Here is a 24,648-nt window from a genome sequence, read left to right as displayed (position 1 = left end):
GATCGCTACGGGAGGTCGCCGAGGTCTCCGGCTTCGGCGACCTCAGCGGTTGCTTCCTCGGTGGAGCCCTTGTCCTGTACGTAGCGCAGAACGCCCCACATGCCGTGCTCGTCGACGGCGTGCGGGGCGTCGCTCGTTGCCCGGCACCCTTCGAGTTCCTTGCGGAGCGCCTCGGGGTCGATCCCCGCACCGATGAGGACGAGCTGGGTGAGCCGCGCCTCGCCGGTGGGCCACGGCTCGGGGTAGAAGCGCAGGAACCGGCCGACGGCGTGCACCGCGTACCGGTGGTCCGCGTCGGCCGCGCCGAAGTCGACGTACCCCTTGATGCGATACAGCCCTTCGGGCCGACTGTCGAGGAAACCCATCAACGCGCGCGGTTCCATGGGCACTTCGGAGGTGAACGCGACGCTCTCATAGGCGGAGTGCAGGTGCGCGTTCTGTGCCCCGGTCCCGTCATGCCGATGCAGGTCGTCGAAGGAGAGCTGGCCGACGCGCTCCCGCGAAGGGCGGCAGTCGAAAAGCAGCTCGGGGTCGACGCGCCCGTACGACGCGCTGACGACGGCGGCGCTCCCGGCCGACTCCCGCACGGCGCCCAGAACCCGCCGCCGTTCGGTGTCGGGCACCCGGTCGCTCTTGTTCACCACGACGAGATCGGCCATCCCCAGGTGCCGGTCCACCTCCGGATGCTTCTCCCGGGTCGCGTCGAACTCGGCCGCGTCGACGACCTCGATCAGCCCTCCGTAGACGATCCGCGGATTCTCACTGGCCAGCACCATGCGCACCAGTTCCTGCGGCTCCGCGATGCCGCTCGCCTCGATGACGATGACGTCCATGCCACGACGTCCAGGACTGGCATCACCACCCTGACCGCTGTCCCGGTCACTGTCGTGACCACCTTGAACGTCCTGACCACCTTGAACGTCACGACCGGCATTGATCGGGCGCGTCAACTTGTCCAGGTACGCATCGAGTTCGCCGGCATCCACCGCGCAGCACAGGCATCCGTTGCCGAGAGAGACCGTCGAGTCGCCCAACTGTCCCGCGACGGCCATCGCGTCGATCTCGATGGCCCCGAAGTCATTGACGATCGCGCCGATCCGCGAGCCCCCGCTGTGGTGCAGCAGGTGATTCAGCAGGGTGGTCTTCCCCGAGCCGAGGAAGCCGGCGAGGACGACGACGGGGATCTGCGGGCTCTCTTCGCTCAACGTGACCTCACTCGAAAGATGACAGCCGTTTCAGGATAGGCGCGCGTAGAAAGGCCGCGAAGTGAACGATTGTTAGCACCACTCGCGGGGCAGACGTTCGTCATGGCGCCGGTTTTCGCGACCCGAGCATGCTTCCGTGCGCCTCCTCTCCGCCTCCCTGCCGATCAGAGCCGCTCGGCATCCTGGGAGACGGCAAGCGCGCCGCCCATCGCTCGCCGGTCCCACGCCCGTCGACCCACACCCGACGACCGGCGGACGGTCGCCTGAATCGGGGGTTGACATGGCCACACAGAGTACGCGGACGTGGCGATCAGTAGTCGCCGCAATGATCACCGGCGGGCTCGCGGGGGCCGCCACGGCGCACACGTGGCAGCACCACGGCCCGAGCCGCGCGGGGGCCGCCGCGGAGTGGCGACGGCAGGCCCGGGCCCATCAGCAACGCATGCAGTGGGAACTGCTGAGCAAGGCCATCGACGACCCCGCGCTGGCCGTAGTGATCGACAACTACGGGCTGGACCTCTCACCGGAGAAGCGGCGGCAGTACCTGTACGCCAATCTCTGGTACATCAACGCCTTCCACCTCTACGAGTCCGGCGTACTGGACCGGCGTCAGCTCCGCGGACACCTGCGCGAACTCTTCCAGAGCGCGCACATCCGGGAGTACTGGGAGGCCACTCGGCCGCACCGCGCCTCCCTCGACCCGTCGTCCACGGAGGCGGAGGTCGGGCACATCGCCGAGACGCTGCTCCAGGAACGAGACGAGTCGGATACGGACGAGTGGTGGGTCGTGGGAGAACCGCCGCCACTCTGATGTTCGAGAGGATCCCTCGTGCTGATGAATTTTTTGGTTGCGAGCGCGCGGAATTGGGCGTTCGGGTACCGTCCAGCCCCTGGGGGCGCACTACTGTGACGCCGTAACGTCGCCCTTCCAGAAGGAACCGGTTCCCTTGAAGATCGTACGCCGCATCGGGGTGCCCCCGAGCGCTCGCGGAAGTGCCTCCGGCGCCACCTGCCCCGATGTTTTCGAACTCAGCGACGGGAACTTCGCCGTGATCGGCACGGAGGCCACCGCTGAGCTCAAGAAGGAACTTCCGGCGGACGCGGGGGTCGCCGACTACGAGCGCATCGTCATCGTGAACCGGGAGACGTTGCTGCGCGCAAAGAGCGACATCCCCGACGCCTGACGTCTCCTCGCGAGATACGCGCCACGGCCGCCCACCGGGTTCTCCGGTCGGCGGCCGTGGCATGTGCTCAACCCGGCAGCGGCACCGCCACCGGCGGCTCGGCGCCCACATAGCGCGCCGCCGGGCGAATGATCTTCGAGTCCTGGGCCTGTTCCAGGATGTTGGCGCTCCAGCCGACCACGCGTGCCGCGGCGAACGTCGGTGTGAACATCGAGCGCGGCAGCCCGCACAGCTCCATGACCACGCCCGCGTAGAACTCCACGTTCGTGTGCAGTTCCCGGCCCGGCTTGAGTTCCGCCAGGATCACCTCCACCCGGCGCTCGACCTCCACGGCGAACTCCACCAGCGGCCCACCGAACCCCTCCGCGATCCCGCGCAGCATCCGCGAGCGCGGGTCCTCCGTGCGGTAGACGGGGTGTCCGAACCCCATGATCCGATCCCCGGCCAGCACCCGTTCACGGACCCAAGGGTCGATGCGGTCCGGGGTGCCGATCGCGTCCAGGGTGTCGAGTGCGCGGCTGGGTGCCCCGCCGTGCAGCGGCCCGGACAGCGCCCCGATCGCACCGACCAGACAGGCGACGACGTCCGCTCCGGTCGACGTGATCACGCGGGCCGTGAACGTCGACGCATTGAAGCCATGATCAATGGTTGAGATGAGGTACTGCTCGATGGCCCGCGCGTGTCCGGGCTCCGGTTCCGCCCCCGTCAGCATGTACAGGTAGTTGGCCGCGTACGAGAGATCCGCCCGGGGCTCCACGGGGTCGAGCCCTTCGCCGAGCCGGTGCAGCGCGGTGAGCATCGTGGGGACCACGGCGGTGGCCAGGAGCGTGTCCTCCAGGCGCCGGTTCGCGTCGATGTCGTAGACGGGGCGGAAACCGCGTGAGGCGCCGAACAGCGAGAGCGCCGTGCGCAGACCGGCGAGCGGTCCGGACACGGACCCGGCGCGGGCGATGGCGGGCAGCGCCGCTCGCACCTCGTCGGGCAGGGTACGCAGCGCCGCGGTCTCACGCACGAAGGCTGCCGACCGCACCGGGTCGGGCAGTTCGCCGTGGATCATCAGGTGCCACACGTCCTCGAAGCTGCGGGTCCGCGCGAGCTCGACGGCGGAGTACTGGCGGTAGTGGTAGAAGCCCTCGCGCCCTCTGACGTCCCCGAGAGCGGTGTCGGTGACGACGACTCCCGCGAGTCCGCGCGGTACGTCGATGACGGGGGCGGCCGTGATCCCGTTGGTCGGCATGTTTCCTCCCTGAACTTGATTCGACTGTCCATCCTTGACGAAACTCCTGTCAATATTGATTGAATCAATGGTCATGGCTTCTCGCGCCCATGGATGCGGATACGGTGACGCGCATGAGGGATCAAGAACCCGCCCCGGTCGAACGGGCCACCCGCCGGCTGAGCACCAAGGAGACCGCCGAGCTGCTCGGCGTGAAGCCCGAGACCGTCTACGCGTACGTGAGCCGTGGGCAGTTGAGCAGTCGACGCGGGCAGGGCGGGCGCGGCAGCACCTTCGACGCCGCCGAGGTGGAGGCGCTCGCACGCCGCAACAGGCGGGAGAGCACGCCCGGTTCGAGTCCCGACGAGCTGTCCGTGCGAACCCGGATCACCCTCATCGACGAGGACCGGTACTACTTCCGGGGGGTCGACGCGACCCAACTGGCGGCCCGCCACACGTACGAGGAAGTCGCGGAGTGGCTCTGGACGGGCACGCTGCGGCCCGGCGCCCGGTTCACCGCCCCCAAGGAGTCCTTGGCCGCGGCCCGGCGCGCGGTGAGCGCGCTGCCCGAGCACAGCAGTCCCGTGGACCGGCTGCGGGTGGCGGCGGTCGCTGCCGCGACCGCGGACCCGCTGCGGTACGACCTGTCCGAGCAGTCCGTCCTCGGCGCCGCGCGCGCCCTCATCCCGACGCTCGCGACCGCGCCACCCCTCCTGCGGGCGACCTACACCGACGGCGCACCCATCGCCCGACGCCTGTGGGGTCGCCTGTCCCACAAGGAACCTGACGAGGCGTCACTGCGCGTCCTGGACATGGCGCTGGCCCTGCTGGTCGACCACGACCTGGCCGCCTCGACCCTGGCCGTCCGTGTCGCATCCTCGGCCCGGGCGCACACGTACGCGGCCGTCTCCGCGGGCCTGGGCGTCCTGGAAGGGCCCTTGCACGGGGCGGCCAGCGGCCTCGCGCACCGGATGCTCGTGGACGTGCTCGACCGGGGCAGCGCCGGTCTCGTGGTGGCCGACGAGCTGCGGGCCGGCCGACGCGTCCCGGGACTCGGCCATCGCCTCTACAAGGGTGAGGACCCGCGCGCGCAGGCGCTGTTCGCCGCCCTGGAGGAGTTGCCCGCCGCGCACGCCGCGCTGGCCGCCGCCCGTGACGTCGTCGCGACGACCGCCCGCCATACGGACCTGCACGCCAACGTGGATCTGGCCCTCGCCGTCCTCACCACCTCCCACGGCATGCCCGCCGAGGCGGGCGAGACCATCTTCGCCGTCGCCCGCACGGCGGGGTGGATCGCCCACGCCCTGGAGGAGTACGGGGAACGCCCTCTCCGTATGCGGCCCACAGGGCACTACGTGGGCGTGCGTCCACCGCAGCCCCTGCCGACGCAGACCGGCCGGGAGTGAACCGAGCGGGAGCATGCCAAGGGCGGCCCGGAGGGAACCCCGCCACCGGGTTAGGCTCGCCTTCGTGAGTACGTGCGCGACCTCCTCGATCGACCTTGCCGAACCCCTCGCGGGAACCGCGGCCACCGCCAGGACCTGGCTGTTGATCGAGCAGCCGGGTCCCTGGGGAGCGAAGGCCCTGACCTCCAGCCATCTCGACCCCGCAGTGGGCCGCGCCCTGGAGACCGCCGCCGCCGGCACCGGGGTGCGTGTCGCACTCGTACGGCGTCCCGGACGGCATGCCGACTCCCCCGCCCCGGCGCGCCGCCAGGTGTACGTGGCTCACACGGTCCCCGGCGACACGTGGTTGCGCGGCGCCACCGTCGAGACACCCGAAGAGTTGCTGCGACTCGACTTCGCCGCTCTGGGAGCCGGGGAGCACGGCGGTTTCGGAGCACCCTACGAAGGCGCGCCTCTCGCGCTCGTCTGCACCAACGGGAAGCGGGACCGCTGCTGCGCGCTGCTGGGACGGCCGCTCGCCTCCGAGCTCGCCCACTCCGTCGACGGCGTCTGGGAGATCACGCACCTCGGCGGCCACCGCTTCTCCCCCACCCTTCTGGTGCTGCCGTACGGCTACGCCTATGGGAGGGCCACCGCGGCGAAGGTGAAGGAGATCCTGGAGGCGGTGCGGGCCGGGCGGATCATGACCGAGGGCTGCCGCGGCAACTCCGCCTGGGACCGTCCGGGCCAGGCCGCCGAACTGGCCGTGCGCCAGGCGGCCGACGAACACGGGGCCGGCACCCTGACCGTCGTACGTACCGAGAGCGTCACGCGGTCGCAGGTCCCCGACGTGCCGCACTGGGACGTGACCGTCGCCCATACCGACGGCCGCCGGTGGCGGGTGACGGTCGCGCAGGGCACATCGCTCCCGCCCCGTCCGGAGAGCTGCGGCGCGGCCCTGGGGTCACCTGCCCGTATGGAGGTCATGGCTGTGCGTGAGGTCCCGGCGGCGCTCGGCTGACACGACGCAGGGCGATGGAGAGATCCCCGCCACAAGGGCTTCGACCGGAGGCGGAACGGCCCGTACCGTTCGTCACCATGAGCCCGACTTCCCGCGCCCGCCGTCTGCGCTTCGGTCTGCCCCGGCGTGTGTTCGCGCAGGTCCTGCTGATGCAGGTGGCGATCGCCGCCGGGGTGACCGTGCTGGCGACCGGGCTGTTCCTGGCTCCGCTGAGCGACCAGTTGGACGACCAGGCGATGCGGCGGGCCCTCGCCATCGCGCAGACCACGGCGGCGCAGCCGCGGATCGCCGACGACCTGCGCTCCTCGCGGCCGACCGCGGACGGTCCCGTGCAGGTCGAGGCGGAGCGGATCCGGCGGGCCAGCGGCGCCGAGTACGTCGTGATCATGAACAAGGAAGGGGTGCGCTGGTCGCACACCGACCGGGGTCAGATCGGCAAGGTCGTCTCGACGGACCCCAGTGACGCGCTGGCGGGCCGTGAGGTGATGGAGATCGACGACGGGACCCTGGGCCGCTCCGCGCGCGGCAAAGTGCCCTTGAGGGCCGCTGACGGGGCCATCGTGGGCGCGGTGTCGGTCGGCATCGAGTACGACAGCGTCCGCGCCCGGCTCATCCACGCCATCCCTGGCCTGTTCGCCTACGCGGGCGGCGCGCTTGCCGTGGGGGCGCTCGCCGCGTATCTGATCGCGCGGCGCGTGCAGCGGCAGACCCGCGATCTGGCGTTCTCGGACATCTCCGCGCTCCTGGCCGAACGTGAGGCGATGCTGCACGGCATCCGCGAGGGCGTCGTCGCCCTGGACAGGGCCGGGCGCATTCGGCTGCTGAACGACGAGGCGCAACGCCTGCTGAGCCTCGACGCCGAAGCGATCGGCCGGCCCCTGGAGGACGCGCTCGGCGAGGGAAGGACGACGGACGTGCTCACGGGCCGGGTCACCGGCACCGATCTGTTGACCGTGCGCGGTCAGCGCGTCCTGGTGGCCAACCGGATGCCCACCGACGACGGAGGCGCCGTGGCGACTCTGCGCGACCGCACGGAGCTGGAACAACTGGGCCGCGAACTCGACTCGACGCGCGGCCTCATCGACGCCCTGCGCGCCCAGGACCACGAGCACGCCAATCGCATGCACACGTTGCTGGGGCTGCTGGAGCTGGAGATGTACGAGGAGGCCGCGGAGTTCGTCGGCGAGGTGGCGGGCGCCCACCGGGTCACTGCCGAGCAGATCACCGAGAAGATCGAGGACCCTCTGCTCGCGGCCCTTCTGGTCGGCAAGGCGACGGTCGCGGCGGAGCGCGGCGTCGCCCTGGGGATCTCGCGCGACACCGGGCTGCCCGACCGGCTCGTCGACCCCCGCGGCCTGGTCACCATCGTCGGCAACCTGGTCGACAACGCCGTGGACGCGGCGGCCGGCTCGGGGCGCCACGCGCGCGTGGAGGTGGTGCTGCGCGCGGAGGGCGGCACCGTCGTCCTGCGCGTACGGGACACGGGGCCGGGGGTCCCCGCGGAGCAGCGCGAGAGCGTCTTCGTGGAAGGCTGGTCCACGAAGGAGCCACCGGCGTACGGCAGGCGCGGCATCGGGCTCGCTCTGGTGCGGCGGCTCGCCGAGCGGCAAGGCGGTACGGCCGAGGTGACCGCGTCACCTGGCGGGGGCGCCGAGTTCGTCGTCGTCCTGCCGGAGGCCTTCGCCGAAACCGTTCCGAGCGCGGCCGAGGAGGTCCGATGATCGAGGTCCTGGTCGTGGACGACGACACCCGCGTCGCCGATGTCAACGCCGCCTATGTGGCGAAGGTGCCCGGGTTCCGCGTGGCCGCCACCGCGCACAGCGCCGCCGAGGCGCTGCGACGTATCGAGGAGTGCACGGTCGACCTGGTCCTCCTCGATCACTACCTGCCGGACGAGACGGGCCTCGATGTCGCCCGCATCGTGCGCGAGCGGGGCCACCAGATCGACGTGATCATGGTGACCGCGGCGCGTGACGTGGCCACTGTGCAGGCCGCGATGCGGCACGGGGCCCTGCAGTACCTGGTCAAGCCGTTCTCGTTCGCGGGCCTGCGGGGCAAGTTGGAGGCGTACGCGGCACTGCGCCGCACCCTGGACAGCGGGGGTGAGGCCGAGCAGGCGGAGGTCGACCGGATCTTCGGCGCGCTCTCGGCCACCCCGGCGCCCGAGCTGCCGAAGGGGCACTCCCCGACGACGGCCGAGCTCGTACGCCGAGCCATGATGAACGCCGAGGGCCCGCTGTCGGCACAGGAGTTGGCCGATCTGACCCGGCTCAGCCGCCAGACCGCCCAGCGCTACCTGAAGCTGCTGGAGCGCACGGGGCGGGTCAGGCTGAGTCTGCGGTACGGCGACACGGGGCGGCCCGAGCATCGGTACGAGTGGGCCGCCGGCCGCTGAACCGGCCGCCCGGCTCGCCCCGGCTCAGACCGCTCCGGCGCCGGTCAGTGCCCGTACCTCCGTCTCCGCGTGCCTGGCCTCGTCCGGGGGCTCGTCGGAGGTCACGGTGCCCAGCCAGCCCGCGAGGAAGCCGAGCGGGATGGAGATGAGCCCCGGGTTCTCCAGCGGGAAGAACTGGAAGTCCACTCCGGGGAACAGGGAGGCCGGGCTCCCCGAGACCACCGGCGACAGGACGACGAGGACGAGCGCCGGGACGAGCCCGCCGTACACCGACCACACCGCCCCGCGCGTGGTGAAGTTCCGCCAGAACAACGAGTACAGCAGCACGGGCAGGTTGGCGGACGCGGCGACGGCGAAGGCCAGGCCCACGAGGAACGCCACGTTCAGATCGCGCGCCAGCAGCCCGAGCGCGATCGCGAGGACGCCGATCCCGGCCGCGGCGACGCGTGCCACCGCGACCTCGCTGTGCTGCTTCCCGCCGCGCCGGCGCAGCGAGGCGTACAGGTCGTGGGCCACCGATGCCGAGGAGGCCAGGGTGATGCCGGCCACGACGGCGAGGATGGTGGCGAAGGCGACGGCGGCGACGACCGCGAACAGCACCGTGCCGCCCGTGGAGTCCGCGCCGCCGCCCAGGTCGAGGGCGAGCAGCGGAACCGCCGTGTTCCCCGCGGCGTTCGAGCCGCGTACGGCGTCGGAGCCCACGAGGGCGGCCGCGCCGAATCCGAGCACGATCGTCATCAGGTAGAAGCTGCCGATGAGCCCGATGGACCAGACGACCGAGCGGCGGGCGGCCCGCGCGGTCGGCACGGTGTAGAAGCGCGACAGGATGTGCGGAAGTCCCGCCGTGCCCAGGACGAGCGCGAGGCCCAGGCTGATGAAGTCGAAGCGCGCGGTCCAGCTCCCGCCGTACTTCAGGCCGGGCACGAGGAAGTCGGAGCCGTGGCCGCTGCGCGCGGCGGCGGTGCGCAGCAGTTGGTCGACGTCACCGTGGAAGCGCGCCAGGACGAGCGCGGTCAGGGTGATCGTCCCGCCCATGAGCAGGACGGCCTTCACGATCTGGATCCACGTGGTGGCCCGCATCCCTCCCAACGACACATAGATCACCATGAGGGCGCCCACGCCGACGACGGTCCATGCCTGCGCAGCCCCGCTCTTCCCGCCGAGCAGCAGCGCGACCAGGCTGCCCGCGCCCACCATCTGCGCCACCAGATAGAGAACGGACACGGTGACCGAAGAAGTTCCCGCCGCGATGCGCACCGGGCGTTCCCGCATCCGCGACGCCACGACGTCGGCCATGGTGAACCGGCCGCAGTTGCGGACGAGTTCGGCGACCAGGAACAGCACGACGAGCCAGGCGACGAGGAAGCCGACGGAGTAGAGCAGGCCGTCGTATCCGAAGAGCGCGATCAGTCCGGAGATGCCGAGGAACGAAGCGGCCGACATGTAGTCCCCGGCGATGGCGAATCCGTTCTCCATCGGCGAGAAGAGACGGCCGCCCGCGTAGAACTCCTCCGCGGAACCGTGCCGTTTGCGCCCCACCCAGGTCGTGATGGCGAGGGTGACCGCCACGAACGCGCTGAACAGGACCAGCGCCAAGGTCTGATGCGTCACAGGAGTCCGTCCTTGCTCCGCGACGAGTCGCTCCCGTGACCGGCGTCGCCCGTGGGGGCCGGTACGGTCCACCGCGCCGAACCGTTCATGCCGACGGGATCGTCGATGCCGCGGGTCATCTCCTGGGTGTCCCAGCGCAGTTCGAGCGCGAGCCGGTCCCGGCGGAGCCGGGCGTGGCGCGCGTACAACCAGGTCAGCAGGAACGTGCTGGCGAACTGGCCGAGACCGGCCACCATCGCCACGTTCACCGCGCCCGCGACCGGCCGGGCCATCAGGGCGGGCGCGGTCGTGGCGGCCACGACGTACGCGAGGTACCAGGCGAAGAAGACCACGACGGCGGGGACCACGAACCTCCGGTAGCGCCCGCGCACTTCCTGGAAGGCGGCGCTGCGCTGCACCTCCAGGTAGACCCCCGCCGTGCTCCGCTCCCGGGGCGCGGGCCGGAGGGGTACGGCGGGCGCCGGGGCGCCGGCGCCGTCCCACTGGCCCCATCCCGAGGCCAGCGCGTCGTACCAGGGATCGCCGATGCCACCGCGATCACCGGTCAGGGCGGGCGCCGTCTCGCGCCCGTCGTGCTTCTCCACCGAACTCTCCTTGTCCGCGGCCCACTACGGCCGCGTGCCCAAGGATGGACAGAACGGGAAGATCCCGGACTCTCCTCGCAAGCCCTTCACCCCATTAGGTGATGGCCCCCGGTGATCGTCGATGCTCTGCCGCCGCGCACCGCGCGCGTGGCGGCTACGCGTCGATGCGTGAGCGGTCGAGCGTCGCCGCGGAGCTGCTGATGAACTCCTTGCGCGGTGCCACGTCGTTGCCCATGAGGAGGTCGAACACCTGCTCCGCGGCGTCGAGCTCGCCGATGTTGATCCTGCGCAGGGTGCGGTGGCGCGGGTCCATCGTGGTCTCGGCCAGTTGATCGGCGTCCATCTCGCCCAGGCCCTTGTAGCGCTGGATGGAGTCCTTGTACCGCACGCCCTTGCGCTGGAGTTCCAGCATCGTCTCGCGCAGCTCACGGTCCGAGTACGTGTAGACGTACTTGTCCTGGCCCTTCTTCGGCTGGACCAGTTCGATGCGGTGCAGGGGTGGCACGGCGGCGAACACGCGGCCGGCCTCGACCATGGGCCGCATGTAGCGCTGGAACAGCGTCAGCAGCAGGCAGCGGATGTGCGCGCCGTCGACGTCGGCGTCCACGAGCAGGATGATCTTCCCGTAGCGCGCCGCGTCAAGGTCGAACGTCCGGCCGGACCCGGCTCCTATGACCTGGATGATCGCGCCGCACTCGACGTTCTTCAGCATGTCCGAGACGGACGACTTCTGAACGTTGAGGATCTTGCCGCGGATCGGCAGGAGCGCCTGGAACTCGGAGTTCCGGGCGAGCTTGGCGGTGCCGAGCGCGGAGTCGCCCTCGACGATGAACAGCTCGCTGCGCTCCACATTGTCGCTGCGGCAGTCCGCGAGCTTCGCGGGCAGGGACGACGACTCCAGGGCCGTCTTGCGACGCTGCGCGTCCTTGTGCTGACGGGCCGCGATGCGGGTGCGGGCCGCGGCGACGGCCTTCTCCATGACGGCGCGGGCCTGCGCCTTGGCGTCGCGCTTGGTGGAGGTCAGGAACCCCTTGAGCTCCTTGGCCAGGACGTTGGCGACGATGCGGTTGGCCGCCGAGGTACCGAGGACCTCCTTGGTCTGGCCCTCGAACTGCGGCTCCGCCAGGCGCACCGTGACGACGGCCGTGAGGCCCTCCAGGGCGTCGTCCTTGATGACGTCGTCCTCGGCGACCCGCAGCAGCTTCTGGGCGCGCAGGACCTCGTTCACCGTCCTCGTGAGGGAGCGCTCGAAGCCGCTCACGTGGGTGCCGCCCTTGGGCGTGGCGATGATGTTGACGAACGACTTGATGTTCGTGTCGTAGCCGGTGCCCCAGCGCATCGCGATGTCGACACCGAGTTCGCGGGTCACCTCGGTCGGCGTCATCTGGCCGTGCTCGTCGAGGACGGGCACGGTCTCCTTGAAGGTGCCCTGCCCGGTGAAGCGCAGGACGTCGCAGACGGGCTTGTCCTGCGCCAGGTACTCGCAGAACTCGCTGATCCCGCCGTCGAAGCGGAAGCTCTCCTCGCCCTTGCTGCCGCCGTCGCCGAGGCCGAACTCGTCGCGGACGACGATGGTCAGGCCCGGCACCAGGAAGGCGGTCTGGCGGGCGCGCTGGTGCAGGTTCTCCAGCGAGAGCTTCGCGTCCTTGAGGAAGATCTGCCGATCCGCCCAGTAGCGGATACGCGTACCGGTGCGGTTCTTCGGCACCTTCTTGGCCTTGCTCAGCCGAGCGGAGGAGTCGAAGGGTGCGTCGGGTCCGGGCTTGGAGAAGGCGCCGGGGACACCGCGCCGGAAGCTGATCGCGTGCGTGTGCCCGCCGCGGTCGACCTCCACGTCGAGCCGCGCCGACAGGGCGTTCACCACGGAGGCGCCCACGCCGTGCAGACCGCCGGAGGCGGCGTAGGAGCCACCTCCGAACTTTCCGCCCGCGTGGAGCTTCGTCATGACGACCTCGACGCCGGACAGGCCGGTCTTGGGCTCCACGTCCACGGGGATGCCGCGGCCGTTGTCCCGCACCTCCACGGAGGCGTCGTCGTGGAGGATCACCTCGATGTGGTCGCAGAAACCGCCCAGGGCCTCGTCGACCGCGTTGTCGATGATCTCCCAGAGGCAGTGCATCAGCCCGCGGCTGTCGGTCGAGCCGATGTACATGCCCGGACGCTTGCGTACGGCTTCGAGCCCCTCGAGGACGAGAAGGTGCCGCGCGGTGTAGTTGGAACCGTCCCGGTCTGATGCGGTCAGCAACGCTGTGGACGGCACGGACGTGTCGGCGGTCACGCGGTTCGCTCCTCGCTGAATTTCAAGTGGGGCCCTCATGGGTAAGGGGTCGGCTTCGGTCGCCCGTCAGAGGGTACCGAGGCCTGGTAGAGCCGTTGTAACGCCACCCTCACCTCCGCCCAGACTAATCCACCGTCGCATGCGTGTTCGATCCCTCGATGGAGTGAAGCACACATCACGTTCCCTTCCAGGCATGAACCATTTAGGCTCCGGGCACGTCCTCATGAACAACCGGCAAGCCAGCCGGGGAGGACCGACCTGACAGAACGTGCGAACCCGTAAGACACGCAATACGGCACATTCGCCGCCACCCGGCAACAAACAGCCGGTCTCGAAGAGGAAAAGCCGCGAGCGGGAACGTTTTCGGCCTGGTTGGATGTTGACCCTGGTACGACAGCTCGTCGAGCTAGAGAAGAGGCGACGTGACTACTGTTCTGACCCCCGCGAGCCCGCTGACGGCGGCTGATCGCTGTGACCGTTGCGGCGCCCAGGCATATCTGCGCGTCCTTCTGACCAGCGGTGGTGAACTGCTCTTCTGCGCCCACCACGGACGCAAGTTCGAGCCGGAACTCAAGAAGATCGCCGCTGAGATACAGGACGAGACGGAGCGGCTCACCGCTGTTCCGGCAAGCTCCGAGACCGAGGAACGCTGACGCCTCGCACCCACGACGAGCCAGCTCCGGCATCAGGCCGGTGAACGGGCGGTCACCCTCACCAAGGGATGGCCGCCCGTCCTCGTATGCCCGTCCGCCTGTGGCGCCGCTCCTCGTCAGCGGTGCTGTTGCAGCACCTTGACCACGTCCGAGACCCGCGTGTAGACGCCCGGGCTCCGCGGGCGCCCGCAGCCGCTCCCCCAGGAGACGAGGCCGACGAGCCGCCCCTTGGCGACCAGCGGGCCGCCGCTGTCGCCCTGACAGGCGTCCTTGCCGCCGCCCAGCTCCCCCGCGCACAGCATCGTCTTCGGCAGGTACGTCCCCTCGTCGTTGCCGGGGTACGCCTGTTCGCAGACGGCGTCGGCGAGCACGTGCACCTTCGCCGCGCGCAGCGTGTTCGCGTAGGAGCCGGAGCCGGTCGTGTCGCCCCATCCGTAGACGGCCGCGGGGGTGCCCGCCTTGTAGGCAGGATCGCCCTCCTCCGCCATCGGGATCACGTCTCCCGCGGGCAGCGGTGTGGCCAGCGTGAGGACCGCCACGTCGCCCGAGTTCGACCGGGCGTCGTAGTTCGGGTTGACCCATTCGTCGCGGAGCGGGATCTCCGCGCCCTCCGACGTCCGCAGGTCGGTCCGTCCGGCGATCACCTTGAGGTCGCTCACCCGGTTGCGCGGCACTCCGAGCACCTCTTCGCTCATGCAGTGCGCCGCGGTGACGACCGTCGACCGTTCGACGACGACACCCCCGCAGAACTGCCCCGAGCGCGTACCCCCGAACCGGTCACGGCTGCTGAGGGCCACGACCCACGGGTGGTCGGACGTCTTGACGGGGTCGCCGCCGATGACCCCTTCGTCGGCGACCGCGGGGGCCGACGAGCCCAGCGGCAGCACGGCTGCCGCGACCAGCACGGCCAGCGGCCCGGTCAGTGCCCGGGCGAATGCACGACGCATACGATCTCCTCACTCCAGGTTGCTATGGAACACCCAGAGTGATCCAGCCCCCCGTCCGACGCACCGGGAGGATGCCTCCTGGAGCGCCTACGGCGAAGGCCCGGCCGCCGCCCCCGAGTGGGGGCCCGACCGGGCCTTCGTAGGGCCGTACAGCGCCGTACAGCGCTGTGTGGTGCCTAGTCCAGGTAGTCGCGCAGGACCTGCGAGCGCGACGGGTGGCGCAGCTTCGACATCGTCTTGGACTCGATCTGACGGATGCGCTCACGCGTCACGCCGTAGACCTTGCCGATCTCGTCGAGGGTCTTCGGCTGACCGTCGGTGAGACCGAACCGCATGGAGACGACGCCCGCCTCGCGCTCGGACAGGGTGTCGAGCACGGAGTGCAACTGCTCCTGGAGGAGCGTGAAGCTGACGGCGTCGGCGGGGACCACGGCCTCGGAGTCCTCGATGAGGTCACCGAACTCGCTGTCGCCGTCCTCGCCCAGCGGGGTGTGCAGGGAGATGGGCTCGCGGCCGTACTTCTGGACCTCGATGACCTTTTCGGGGGTCATGTCGAGCTCCTTGGCCAGCTCCTCCGGGGTGGGCTCGCGGCCCAGGTCCTGGAGCATCTGGCGCTGCACGCGCGCGAGCTTGTTGATGACCTCGACCATGTGCACCGGGATACGGATGGTGCGGGCCTGGTCGGCCATCGCGCGGGTGATCGCCTGACGGATCCACCACGTGGCGTACGTGGAGAACTTGTAGCCCTTGGTGTAGTCGAACTTCTCGACCGCGCGGATGAGACCGAGGTTGCCTTCCTGGATCAGGTCCAGGAAGAGCATGCCGCGACCGGTGTACCGCTTGGCCAGGGAGACCACCAGGCGGAGGTTGGCCTCCAGGAGGTGGTTCTTGGCTCGGCGGCCGTCCTCGGCGATGATCTCCAGCTCGCGCTTGAGCTTGGGGGCGAGCTTGTCGGCGTTGGCCAGCTTGTCCTCGGCGAACAGTCCGGCCTCGATGCGCTTGGCGAGCTCCACCTCCTGCTCGGCGTTGAGCAGCGGGACCTTGCCGATCTGCTTGAGGTAGTCCTTGACGGGGTCGGCGGTGGCGCCGGCGGCCGCGACCTGCTGGGCGGGCGCGTCGTCCTCGTCGTCGTCGGACAGGACGAAGCCCTGGCCCTCCTCGGCGGGCTCGCCTTCGGCGGCCTTGCCCGCGGCGGGGGTCTCCTCCGCGGCCTCGTCCTCCAGGAGCTCGTCGTCCTTCTTGCCGCCCGCCTTCTTGGCGGTGGCCTTCTTGGCGACGGTCTTCTTGGCGGTGGCCTTCTTGGCGACCGTCTTCTTGGCGACGGTCTTCTTGGCCGACTCGGTCTCGTCGGCCTCGGTGGCCGTCGGCTCGGGAGCGGCCGTGGCGGCGACCTTCTTGGCGGTGACCGTCTTGGCCGCGACGGTCTTGGTGGCGGTGCGCTTGACCGGACTCTTGGCTGCGACGCTCTTTCGGGGACGCTTGGGTTCAGCGGCACTGACCATCAGCGTCACACCCTCTTCCTCGAGGATCTGGTTGAGGCTGCGCAGAACGTTCTTCCACTGAGTGGCCGGAATCTGGTCGGCTTCGAACGCACGGCGTACGTCATCGCCGGCGATCTGGCCATCAGCCTTTCCCCGCTCAATGAGCGCCATGACAGAGACGGACTCGGCGATCTCCGGCGGGAGCGTACGGGATGTGCTGGCCGACACGAACAACCTCTCGGAACGTTGGAAAACGGCTTCCGGCCCCTGTCCTGTGTGGACCGGAGCCGACGACCGACGACTTGGGGATGGGCCGACGGCGCGCGGGCGGAGGCCGGGGGAGAAGGACAGCGCCACGAACGGCTGCTGTATTCCCTCCTCGGCCATCACCTCTTAGGTCATCGCGTGGCCCCGAGGAGCGTTACGCCCAATCTGCGTGGCCCGAGTCACATCGCGTAAACGGTCAAAAACTGACTGACAAGGGCAGAGCGGCACATCAGGGGCGAGCGTGACGAGGCTGTCCGGCCGCGATCCACCGGCGGTCTGTGCGAGCGGCGGTCCCGAGCGAACACGCCCACACAGCCGGGTCGCCGAATGGCGCCCGCTCACACATGCCAGGGCACGTGGGGCGGACGCCGTCCGGCGACACCAGGTTCGTACTCCCCCGCTCCGCTACCGCCCCGGGGTGGTCAGTGCTCGCGCGGCGCGGGCACCACACGCTCCACCTCGGGGTGGACCAGGAGCAGGTGGCGCATGGCCGCCTCCGCGCCGGAGCTGTCGCCCGCGGCGAGCGCGTCGGCGATGCGGGCGTGGTGCGCGATGGCCGTCTCGTTGGGCCGGTCACAGCCGGTGACGGGTCCGCCGGACACGTGGAGGGCGGCGGAGACGATGCCCGCCAGGTGCTCCAGCATGCGGTTGCCCGCGAGCTGGATGAGCAGCGAGTGGAACTCGGCGTCGGCGCGGGAGAACGTGATCGAGTCTCCCTGCGCGTGCGCGTGCCCCATGATCTCGACCATGTCGACGAGGCGCTGCTGCACGTCCTCACGGCCGTGACCGGCGGCGAGGCGCGCCGCGAGCGGCTCGATCGTCCAGCGCATCTCGCTCAGCTCGCGGCGCTGGTCATCACGCTGCGGGCCGAAGGCGCGCCACTCGATGATGTCGGGGTCCAGCAGGTTCCAGTCGCTGACCGGACGCACCCGCGTGCCCACGTTCGGTCGGGCACTGACCAGGCCCTTGGCCTCCAGGACGCGGAGGGACTCGCGGACGACGGTCCGGGACACCTCGAATCGCTGGCCGATCTCCTCGGGCACCAGTGGGCGGTCCGCGCCCAGGTCGCCGGAGACGATCATCTGTCCCAACTGCTGGACGAGTTGGCCATGCAGACCGCGGCCCCGGCCGCCCGCGGCGCGTCGGCCCACACGGCCGAGGTCCTGGTCCGGGCCGTCCCAGACGGGGGCGCCGGCGCGGTCGCCGGTCGATCCCGTGTAGGGGTAGCGGTCGAGTTCGCCCGGTCCGGCGAGGCCTGAGTCGGCGGAGCGGGCGGCGGTCATCATGGTGTGCGCAAGGGTACTCACGGAATGTGTTGTCGGCTCCGTCCCCAACTCCCTTGAGGTCTTTGGTGAAAAGCACACGAAAGGGTGATCTCCCCCCTCGTGGCAATTGACGCCTTATCGGAAGGAAGCGGGCGCGACGAAGGCAGTTGCGTACAACCGAGGTCCTGAAGGCGCCGAACGGTCGTCATCGCACCCTGGGACGCAGCACTGTGAGCAGATACGCGCAGAGCAGAGCGCCGAGCGACAACGTCAGTGCGCCGCCCACCGGTTGGGCCACCATCCGCACCCCGGCGGCGACGATCCGCTCCGCGCCGAACGGCCAGTGCACCAGTGCGAGGTCTCGCAGCCTGGCGGGCAGACCCGCCGCGGTTCGCACTGACGGTCCCTCCCACGCCTTTTGTACGAGCGGCACGATGGCGACGGGGACGGCCACCACGGCGGCGAGTCCCGCCGCGGTGGACCGGAACACCCCGGACGCCAGGACTCCCGCCCAGGCGCACGCGATGACGAGCGACAACCAACTCGCCGCCGCCGAAGGCCAGTAGGCGGGAACTTTCGTGGGTCCCGATCCGTATACGAGGTGGAGCAGTGCGGCGTCGCAGACGACGACCAGGACGGCCAGGAGGGAGGCGGTCGCGGCGCTGACGAGCAGCTTGGCGGTGAGCAGGCCCAGTCGGCGCGGGACGGTGCCTCGGTCGGCGGCGAGCGCGGGGTGCCGGAATTCGTCGCCGAAGGCGAAAGCGCCCAGCAGCCCTGCGCCGAGGGCTGCGGGTGGCAGGGGCAGCTCTTCGGGCCAGGCCGCGAGCAGGCGGGGTTGCGGAGTGTGTCCCACGCGAGCGAGCAGGAGGCTCAGGAGCGCGGAGACGGCGAGGACCAGCGCGACCGTCGCGTACCCGGTGGCGATGCCGGTCGCGCGGTGCAGTTCGTAGCGCAGAGGCCGCAAGGGGCTGGGGGCCGGGCGGACGGTGATGGGGGGTGGCAGCGGAGAGAGGGCGGCTGCCCGAGTCTCGGGTGTGGCGCCTCCACGGTGGTCGTGCTCCCTGCGGATGTTCTCTGCCTGGACGCGTTCTCCGTGGGCCGGGGGCTCGGCGCTCAGAGGTGCGGCGGTCGGTGGTTCGGCCTTCGGTGGTGTGCCAGTCGCGGGACCCACGGCGGCCCGGGGACCGGCCGAGGGCAGGGGCCGGGCCGCCGTGGGTCCCGCGTCCCCGGTCTCGTCGGCGAGTTGGTGCACGAGGATGCCGTGCCGGAACGCCGTCTCCCCCACGTCCGCGCAGGTGCTGCCGTACACCGAGAGGCGGTTGCCGTCCTCCGGCACCACTTCGACCGTGCGTTTCGCGGCGCGCGCCTCCTTGGCCAGCACGGCACCGAGACGGGCGGCGTACGGGCTGCGCACGGCGACCCGGGGCCGCAGCCGGGTGCGCGCGAAGTCGGCGACCTCCTGGTCCGCCACCACCTTTCCCCCGGCGAGGGTGATGACCCGGTCCGCTGTCCGCGCCGCCTCCTTGGGGTCGCTCGTGGTGAACAGGATCGTGCCGCCGAGACCGGCGTGCGCGCGCAGAATGCCGTGCAACCACTTGCTCTCACGGTTCGACAAACCGTCCGCCGGGTCGTCGAGGACCAGCGTGTGAGGGTCGGCGAGCAGGGCGCAGGCCAGGCCGAGGCGCCGGTCCATGCCGCGGGAGAGCGTGCCGAGGCGTTGGTCGCGCAGGCTCACCAGACCGACGGCTTCGAGGACTTCGTCGGCGCGCCGGACGGGCACCCCTGCCGCCGCGCACAGCATGCGCAGTTGACCGCGGACCGTGCGGGCCGGGTGGCCGGGCACATCGCCGAGCAGGACGCCCACTTCGCGGGCGGGGTGGGGGAGGTGGTGCAGGGGTCGGCCTCTGAAGTAGGTGATGCCGCGTCCCTGTTGGAGTTCGAGCATGAGCCGCACCACGGTCGTCTTGCCCGCTTCCCGGGCCCCGAGCAGTGCCGTGACACGACCTGTCCGCGCGACGAAGGACACGTCGTCGACCGCGGGCGGGCGCTCCTTACGGGCGTTGCTGGTCAGTCCGATGGCCTGGATCATCGCTTCTCTCGCAGGATGGGCGACCGCGCGGCGGCCGGGGTCTGCCCGCCGCCCGGGCGGCGGGCAGACCCCGTCGTACCCCTGCAAGATAACGCTATATTTCCGGCTTTTCGGGCAGGAACGGACACGGATGTCCGGTGACGCGCTCAGATACGACACGCGCGCGCCGAGCGCCGCTGAGGTGCCCGGCCGAAGGAGCCGGAGCGGGATCGTCCCGCCAGGTCGGCGAGTCGGTCAGACTTCCGGTCGCAGCATCGGCGGGTTGAGCAGCGTGGCACCGCCCGCGCGGAAGAGCTGGGCGGGTCTGCCGCCCTGACGTGTGGTGGTGCCCCCGGTCGGCACCAGGAAGCCAGGTGTGCCGGTCACCTTGCGATGGAAGTTGCGCGGGTCCAGGGCGACGCCCCAGACCGCTTCGTACACGCGGCGCAGCTCACCGACGGTGAACTCCGGCGGGCAGAACGCCGTGGCGAGCGAGGAGTACTCGATCTTCGACCGGGCCCGCTCGACACCGTCCGCCAGGATCCGCGCGTGGTCGAAGGCGAGCGGTGCGGGCAGCTCGCCCTCGCGCCCGTACCCGTTCTGATTGAGCAGCGCCTCGACGGGGGCCCAGCGGGCGCTGTGCGCGTCGCCGCCCGCGCGCGGCGCGGGCAGGTCGGGTGCGAGCGCGAGGTGGGCGACGCTCACGACACGCATCCGGGGATCACGCTTCGGGTCGCCGTAGGTCCCCAACTGTTCCAGGTGCGCGCCGTTGTCCTGGGCCGGCGCGGCGGGGTCGTGGGCGCACAACCCCGTCTCCTCGACCAGCTCGCGGGCGGCGGCCGCGGTCAGGTCCTCGTCGTCCCGCACGAACCCGCCCGGCAGCGCCCATCGCCCCTGAAACGGCGGTTCACCGCGGCGCACCGCCAGCGCGCACAGCGCATGGCGGCGCACGGTGAGCACGACCAGGTCGACGGTGACAGCGAAGGGCGGGAAGGCCGACGGGTCGTAGGGCGACATGGAACGATCATAGTCGTCTGCCTGACGATAAACAGTCCCTTCGCTCGTTGCTTCCCGCGTTGCTTCCTGGTTCGTGGGGCGACACGCACCTGCTGTCCATGCGGCCGTCCCGGTGCCGGTCTCCGGCAGGTCGCGCCTCTCGTCGCACAGCCCGACGGGCCACCGGCGCCGCCCTGTTCATCCGTCGTCCCTGCTGCGCCGCCTCCCCACGCGTCGGCTGCCGGAAGGTCGCCGTGGTGCGCGCGCCCCGGCCCGGGGCGGCCTGGTGCCCGCCCGCTGACGACGCTCGCCGCGACGCCTCAGCGCGGCCTCCAGAGTGCGGGCCGCCCGGGACATCGCCGGGTCCACTGTGCCTCCCGGAGGCGTGGTGATCACGGGTGCGGAGCCTCCGGCGCCGTCCTCGCCCGCCGAGCGCTCGGCTTCGGGCTCGGCCTCACGGTCCGCCCGCCTCCCGCGCAGCGAGCGGCGCACCGGCTCCACATCGATCCCATCGGCGCGTGCCGCGTTGAGGAGCTGGGCGAACGTGTAGCGCGGGTCGACAGTGAGCGCCATCTCAAGGGCCTGGTCCGCCTCGACGGTGTCGCCGAGCGACCAGGCGATCCAGCCCGCGAGGGTCAGGGGCGCTGCGGCGTGCTCCTTGTAGGGGCCGACGCAGCGCCGCGCCAGTGCCCTCCACAGACGGAGCGCGCAGGCGGCTTCCGCTCCCTCCATCCATTCCGCCGCCCGGTCCCTCGTCACGCGGTCCTGGAGACCGAGGATGAGGCTCGCGGCCTCGTCGTGCGCCACCAGTTCGTCGTCCCTGAGGTCGGCTTCGAGGTCCGCGTCCTCGCGCGGGGCGTCCGAGAGCCTGCGCATGACACGGCGCGCCAGGTCGAGCGTCTCCGCCTCCACGTCCTCGCGCGAGACACCGGCGAGGATTCTCGGCACCAGGTCCATCGCCGCCGCGTCCAGGGCCCGCGTCTGCTCCGGGACGAGTGCCGTCTCCAGCGGGGCCAGCCGCGCCCGTACCTCCTGCACCGGCCCGCGCACGTGAATGCCCGCGTATGCCGCCGTGGCCGCCATCACCGAGGTGCCACCGGTGACGATGACGTTGCCTTCCGGCGGACAGCAGTCGGGGCGCGGACAGCAGTAGGACCAGTACCGGCCGTCCGAGAGGCACAGCGCTTCGGTGACCGGCACGTCCAGGCCGCCGCAGGCCGTGCGCAGGAGCTGGGCGAGCGGGCGCAGCCGATCCACCACCCGCTGGGCGGGAGCCGTGTCCGAGGTCGCCGACGCGTCCTGGCAGAGGAACGCGACGACGCTGTCCGGCCGCCCGTCCCGGCGCTCGCACTCGCCGATCAGGCACCCTGCCATCTGCTGAGCCACGGACGGCCAGTCCTCCGCCCGCTCCGGGATGCCCAGACGCACCCGGCCGCCGAACCGCCCTTGGTGCAGAGCGACGAGGACGACGCTGTCGTCCGGGCGGAACCCGAGCAAGTACGGCAACGCCTCGGCGAGTTCGCTCGCCGTGCGCAGGGTGATCCTCGCCTGGCCGGTCGCGCCGGCGGGCTCGATGTGATTCGTCATGGGACGACCATGCCGCGGATCGACAGACTCCGTTTCTGCCTGTGGATAACCTCGATCAGGGACACGACACGAGTTGTCCACAGGAGGTCGCCTCGTTCGCGCGATGTCAGTGCCATCGGGTTGCATAGGGGCATGAGCAACGAAGAGCTGCGAACGGCCGCCGATGCCGTGCTCGCACGTCTGGTCTCGGACCCGAGCGGGACGGCCCGCCTGCGCGAGGACCAGTGGCGTGCGATCGAGGCGCTGGTCGCCGATCACAGACGTGCCCTGGTCGTGCAGCGCACCGGCTGGGGCAAGTCCGCGGTGTACTTCGTCGCGACCGCGCTGCTGCGGGAGCGCGGCAGCGGCCCGACCGTGATCGTCTCCCCGCTGCTCGCGCTCATGCGCAACCAGGTGGAGGCCGCGGCACGCGCGGGCATCCGGGCCCGCACCATCAACTCGTCGAACGTCGAGGAGTGGGACGCCGTCCGGGCCGAGGTCGCGGCCGGTGACGTCGACGTGCTCCTGGTCAGCCCCGAGCGGTTGAACAACCCCGACTTCCGGGACAACGTTCTGCCGCAACTGGCCGCCGCGACCGGCCTGCTCGTCGTCGACGAGGCGCACTGCATCTCGGACTGGGGACACGACTTCCGTCCCGACTACCGCCGCCTGCGCACGATGCTGGCCGAGCTCCCCCAGGGCGTTCCCGTCCTGGCCACCACGGCGACGGCCAACGCGCGCGTGACGGCGGACGTCGCCGACCAGCTCGGCACCGGCGGCGGCACGGACGCCCTCGTGCTGCGCGGCCCGCTCGACCGCGAGAGCCTGAGCCTCGGAGTGCTGCAACTGCCGGACGCGGCCCACCGGTTGGCCTGGCTGGCCGGCCACCTCGACGAGCTGCCCGGCTCGGGGATCATCTACACCCTCACGGTCGCCGCCGCCGAGGAGGTCACTGCGTATCTGCGTCAGTGCGGCCACACCGTGACCTCGTACACGGGGAAGACGGAGAACGCCGATCGGCAGCAGGCCGAGGAGGACCTTCTGGCGAACCGGGTGAAGGCACTGGTCGCCACCTCCGCGCTCGGCATGGGCTTCGACAAACCGGATCTCGGGTTCGTGGTGCACCTGGGCTCGCCCTCCTCCCCGATCGCGTATTACCAGCAGGTGGGGCGCGCGGGGCGCGGGGTCGAGCACGCGGAGGTGCTGCTGCTGCCGGGCAGGGAGGACGAGGCGATCTGGCATTACTTCGCCTCCCTCGCGTTCCCGCCGGAGGAGCAGGTGCGGCGCACTCTCGACGTGCTCGCGCAGTCCGACAGGCCGGTCTCGCTCCCGGCCCTCGAACCCCTGGTGGAGCTGCGCCGTTCGCGCCTGGAGACCATGCTCAAGGTTCTGGACGTGGACGGCGCGGTGCACCGGGTGAAGGGCGGCTGGGTCGCCACGGGCAGGCCGTGGACGTACGACACCGAGCGTTACGCGTGGGTCGCCAAGCAGCGGGAGGCCGAGCAGCAGGCGATGCGCGATTACGTCACGACGACCGACTGCCGCATGGAGTTCCTGCGGCGGCAGTTGGACGACGAGGCCGCGACGCCGTGCGGGCGCTGCGACAACTGCGCGGGAGCACGTTTCGAGGCCGCCGTCTCGCCGGACGCGCTGAACGCGGCGCGGGGGGAACTCGGACGCCCAGGTGTCGAGGTGGAGCCCAGGAAGATGTGGCCGACCGGTCTGGCGGCCGTCGGCATCGACCTCAAGGGACGTATCCCGGCAGGCGAACAGATGGGCGCCGGCCGGGCCCTCGGGCGCCTTTCGGACATTGGCTGGGGCAACCGGCTGCGCCCGATGCTCACGCCCCAGGCCGCGGACGGCCCGGTGCCGGACGATGTCGCGCGGGCCGTCGTGGAGGTCCTGGCCGACTGGGCGAAGGGGCCGGGCGGATGGGCGAGCGGGGGCCCCGACGCACAGCCCCGGCCCGTGGGCGTCGTCACGCTGGCCTCTCATACGCGGCCCCAGCTCATCGAGTCGCTCGGGTCGGGCATCGCGCAGGTGGGCCGCATGCCGCTGCTCGGGCGCATCGAGTACGCCCCGGGCAGCGACACCGCGCACATCCCGCGGAGCAACAGCGCCCAGCGCCTCCGCGCCCTGGACGGCACCCTGTCGTTGCCGCCCGAGCTGGCCGAGGCTCTCGCGCGCGCGGGCGGCCCGGTTCTCCTCGTCGACGACTACACGGAGACGGGGTGGACGCTGGCGATGGCCGCGCGGCTGCTGCGCCGAGCCGGTGCCGAGGCGGTGTTGCCGCTGGTCCTGGCGGTACAGGGCTGAGCCACGCGTCGAGAGCTGCACCTTTGGGCAGGGATATAGAAGACGCATCGCCAGATACCGGCACGGGGCCGCAATTGCTCGTTGCCGTGCGCGAGCGCGACGGGAAGAATTGGCGGTGCCCCTCGCATGGCTCCGCCATGATCCCGTAGTGCCGTGCCGCGGTGCGCTCCCCCTGTCCGACCCTGCCCGCGTCCGGGCGTGTAGCCGAAG

Annotated in this window: 19 protein-coding genes; 8 read left to right on the top strand and 11 right to left on the bottom strand. The window is 70.9% G+C overall.

Translation table 11 applies throughout. The annotated features are described in order from the left end of the window. Positions 1 to 5 precede the first annotated feature (5 nt). A complete protein-coding gene (locus ACIRF8_RS14065; protein WP_404214433.1) occupies positions 6 to 1,205 on the bottom strand; it encodes a CobW family GTP-binding protein in 1,200 nt (399 codons plus the stop codon). Between the two features lie 325 nt (positions 1,206 to 1,530). On the opposite strand from ACIRF8_RS14065, the gene ACIRF8_RS14060 reads away from it, so the two are divergent. Beyond that, positions 1,531 to 2,016, top strand: a complete 486-nt coding sequence (locus ACIRF8_RS14060; protein ID WP_404214431.1) for a DUF6082 family protein — start codon at positions 1,531 to 1,533, stop codon at positions 2,014 to 2,016. A 136-nt stretch (positions 2,017 to 2,152) separates the two neighbouring features. Continuing rightward, positions 2,153 to 2,389 (top strand): hypothetical protein, encoded by a 237-nt coding sequence (locus ACIRF8_RS14055; protein WP_324769141.1) that lies wholly within the window; start codon positions 2,153 to 2,155, stop codon positions 2,387 to 2,389. Positions 2,390 to 2,456: 67 nt separating this feature from the next. On the opposite strand, the gene ACIRF8_RS14050 is transcribed toward ACIRF8_RS14055, so the two are convergent. After that, complete coding sequence (locus tag ACIRF8_RS14050) at positions 2,457 to 3,626, bottom strand: citrate synthase (protein ID WP_404214428.1); 1,170 nt, start codon at positions 3,624 to 3,626, stop codon at positions 2,457 to 2,459. A 113-nt stretch (positions 3,627 to 3,739) separates the two neighbouring features. On the opposite strand from ACIRF8_RS14050, the gene ACIRF8_RS14045 reads away from it, so the two are divergent. The 4 genes from ACIRF8_RS14045 (at position 3,740) to ACIRF8_RS14030 (ending at position 8,406) form a co-directional block, all read left to right on the top strand. Further along, positions 3,740 to 5,011 (top strand): citrate synthase family protein, encoded by a 1,272-nt coding sequence (locus ACIRF8_RS14045; protein WP_404214426.1) that lies wholly within the window; start codon positions 3,740 to 3,742, stop codon positions 5,009 to 5,011. A gap of 64 nt (positions 5,012 to 5,075) precedes the next feature. Then, positions 5,076 to 6,011, top strand: a complete 936-nt coding sequence (locus ACIRF8_RS14040; protein ID WP_404214424.1) for a sucrase ferredoxin — start codon at positions 5,076 to 5,078, stop codon at positions 6,009 to 6,011. Between the two features lie 77 nt (positions 6,012 to 6,088). Further along, complete coding sequence (locus ACIRF8_RS14035) at positions 6,089 to 7,732, top strand: ATP-binding protein (protein ID WP_404214422.1); 1,644 nt, start codon at positions 6,089 to 6,091, stop codon at positions 7,730 to 7,732. Further along, positions 7,729 to 8,406: a response regulator gene (locus tag ACIRF8_RS14030; RefSeq protein ID WP_404214420.1), complete on the top strand. Its 678-nt coding sequence runs from the start codon at positions 7,729 to 7,731 to the stop codon at positions 8,404 to 8,406. The genes ACIRF8_RS14035 and ACIRF8_RS14030 overlap by 4 nt, the downstream gene beginning before the upstream one ends. Positions 8,407 to 8,430: 24 nt before the next feature. Here ACIRF8_RS14030 and ACIRF8_RS14025 read toward each other — a convergent pair whose 3' ends face one another. From ACIRF8_RS14025 to ACIRF8_RS14015, 3 genes are all read right to left on the bottom strand, one after another. Further along, a complete protein-coding gene (locus ACIRF8_RS14025; protein WP_404214418.1) occupies positions 8,431 to 10,017 on the bottom strand; it encodes a cation acetate symporter in 1,587 nt (528 codons plus the stop codon). Next, on the bottom strand, positions 10,014 to 10,601 hold the full coding sequence (locus ACIRF8_RS14020) for a DUF485 domain-containing protein (RefSeq protein ID WP_404214416.1): 588 nt from the start codon (positions 10,599 to 10,601) through the stop codon (positions 10,014 to 10,016). Before ACIRF8_RS14020 ends, ACIRF8_RS14025 begins: the two co-directional genes overlap by 4 nt. 154 nt (positions 10,602 to 10,755) lie before the next feature. After that, positions 10,756 to 12,879: a type IIA DNA topoisomerase subunit B gene (locus ACIRF8_RS14015; protein WP_404214415.1), complete on the bottom strand. Its 2,124-nt coding sequence runs from the start codon at positions 12,877 to 12,879 to the stop codon at positions 10,756 to 10,758. Between the two features lie 422 nt (positions 12,880 to 13,301). On the opposite strand from ACIRF8_RS14015, the gene ACIRF8_RS14010 reads away from it, so the two are divergent. Further along, positions 13,302 to 13,532 carry a hypothetical protein gene (locus tag ACIRF8_RS14010; protein WP_363197805.1) on the top strand — a complete coding sequence of 77 codons (231 nt, stop codon included), beginning with the start codon at positions 13,302 to 13,304 and terminating at the stop codon, positions 13,530 to 13,532. A gap of 116 nt (positions 13,533 to 13,648) precedes the next feature. Here the strand turns inward: ACIRF8_RS14010 and ACIRF8_RS14005 are convergent, their stop codons facing one another. The 6 genes from ACIRF8_RS14005 to ACIRF8_RS13980 form a co-directional block, all read right to left on the bottom strand. Continuing rightward, positions 13,649 to 14,479 (bottom strand): serine protease, encoded by an 831-nt coding sequence (locus ACIRF8_RS14005; protein WP_404214413.1) that lies wholly within the window; start codon positions 14,477 to 14,479, stop codon positions 13,649 to 13,651. A gap of 176 nt (positions 14,480 to 14,655) precedes the next feature. Beyond that, entirely contained in the window at positions 14,656 to 16,194 is a 1,539-nt protein-coding gene (locus ACIRF8_RS14000; protein WP_404214411.1) for an RNA polymerase sigma factor, read from the bottom strand. A gap of 455 nt (positions 16,195 to 16,649) precedes the next feature. After that, positions 16,650 to 17,534 carry a FadR/GntR family transcriptional regulator gene (locus ACIRF8_RS13995; RefSeq protein WP_404214409.1) on the bottom strand — a complete coding sequence of 295 codons (885 nt, stop codon included), beginning with the start codon at positions 17,532 to 17,534 and terminating at the stop codon, positions 16,650 to 16,652. Positions 17,535 to 17,697: 163 nt separating this feature from the next. After that, positions 17,698 to 19,581 carry an ATP-binding cassette domain-containing protein gene (locus tag ACIRF8_RS13990; RefSeq protein WP_404214407.1) on the bottom strand — a complete coding sequence of 628 codons (1,884 nt, stop codon included), beginning with the start codon at positions 19,579 to 19,581 and terminating at the stop codon, positions 17,698 to 17,700. 234 nt (positions 19,582 to 19,815) lie between these two features. Continuing rightward, entirely contained in the window at positions 19,816 to 20,577 is a 762-nt protein-coding gene (locus tag ACIRF8_RS13985; RefSeq protein ID WP_404214406.1) for an NUDIX domain-containing protein, read from the bottom strand. 177 nt (positions 20,578 to 20,754) lie between these two features. Next, complete coding sequence (locus tag ACIRF8_RS13980; RefSeq protein WP_404214404.1) at positions 20,755 to 22,143, bottom strand: DUF4192 domain-containing protein; 1,389 nt, start codon at positions 22,141 to 22,143, stop codon at positions 20,755 to 20,757. Between the two features lie 132 nt (positions 22,144 to 22,275). Between ACIRF8_RS13980 and ACIRF8_RS13975 the strand changes: the two genes are divergently transcribed. Next, a complete protein-coding gene (locus ACIRF8_RS13975) occupies positions 22,276 to 24,438 on the top strand; it encodes a RecQ family ATP-dependent DNA helicase (RefSeq protein ID WP_404214402.1) in 2,163 nt (720 codons plus the stop codon). The last annotated feature ends 210 nt before the right edge of the window (positions 24,439 to 24,648 follow it).

Source organism: Streptomyces sp. NPDC102406 (assembly GCF_044765725.1).
GTDB lineage: Bacteria > Actinomycetota > Actinomycetes > Streptomycetales > Streptomycetaceae > Streptomyces.
This window is presented reverse-complemented; position numbering and strand designations above follow the sequence as displayed.

What these genes read in the sequence shown, in the direction of transcription:
- ACIRF8_RS14035 (WP_404214422.1), top strand. Translation starts at nt 6,089, where the DNA reads ATGAGCCCGACTTCCCGCGCCCGCCGTCTGCGCTTCGGTCTGCCCCGG.
- ACIRF8_RS14050 (WP_404214428.1), bottom strand. Translation starts at nt 3,626, where the DNA reads ATGCCGACCAACGGGATCACGGCCGCCCCCGTCATCGACGTACCGCGC.
- ACIRF8_RS13975 (WP_404214402.1), top strand. Translation starts at nt 22,276, where the DNA reads ATGAGCAACGAAGAGCTGCGAACGGCCGCCGATGCCGTGCTCGCACGT.
- ACIRF8_RS13990 (WP_404214407.1), bottom strand. Translation starts at nt 19,581, where the DNA reads ATGATCCAGGCCATCGGACTGACCAGCAACGCCCGTAAGGAGCGCCCG.
- ACIRF8_RS13985 (WP_404214406.1), bottom strand. Translation starts at nt 20,577, where the DNA reads ATGTCGCCCTACGACCCGTCGGCCTTCCCGCCCTTCGCTGTCACCGTC.
- ACIRF8_RS13980 (WP_404214404.1), bottom strand. Translation starts at nt 22,143, where the DNA reads ATGACGAATCACATCGAGCCCGCCGGCGCGACCGGCCAGGCGAGGATC.
- ACIRF8_RS14005 (WP_404214413.1), bottom strand. Translation starts at nt 14,479, where the DNA reads ATGCGTCGTGCATTCGCCCGGGCACTGACCGGGCCGCTGGCCGTGCTG.
- ACIRF8_RS14045 (WP_404214426.1), top strand. Translation starts at nt 3,740, where the DNA reads ATGAGGGATCAAGAACCCGCCCCGGTCGAACGGGCCACCCGCCGGCTG.
- ACIRF8_RS14030 (WP_404214420.1), top strand. Translation starts at nt 7,729, where the DNA reads ATGATCGAGGTCCTGGTCGTGGACGACGACACCCGCGTCGCCGATGTC.
- ACIRF8_RS14060 (WP_404214431.1), top strand. Translation starts at nt 1,531, where the DNA reads ATGATCACCGGCGGGCTCGCGGGGGCCGCCACGGCGCACACGTGGCAG.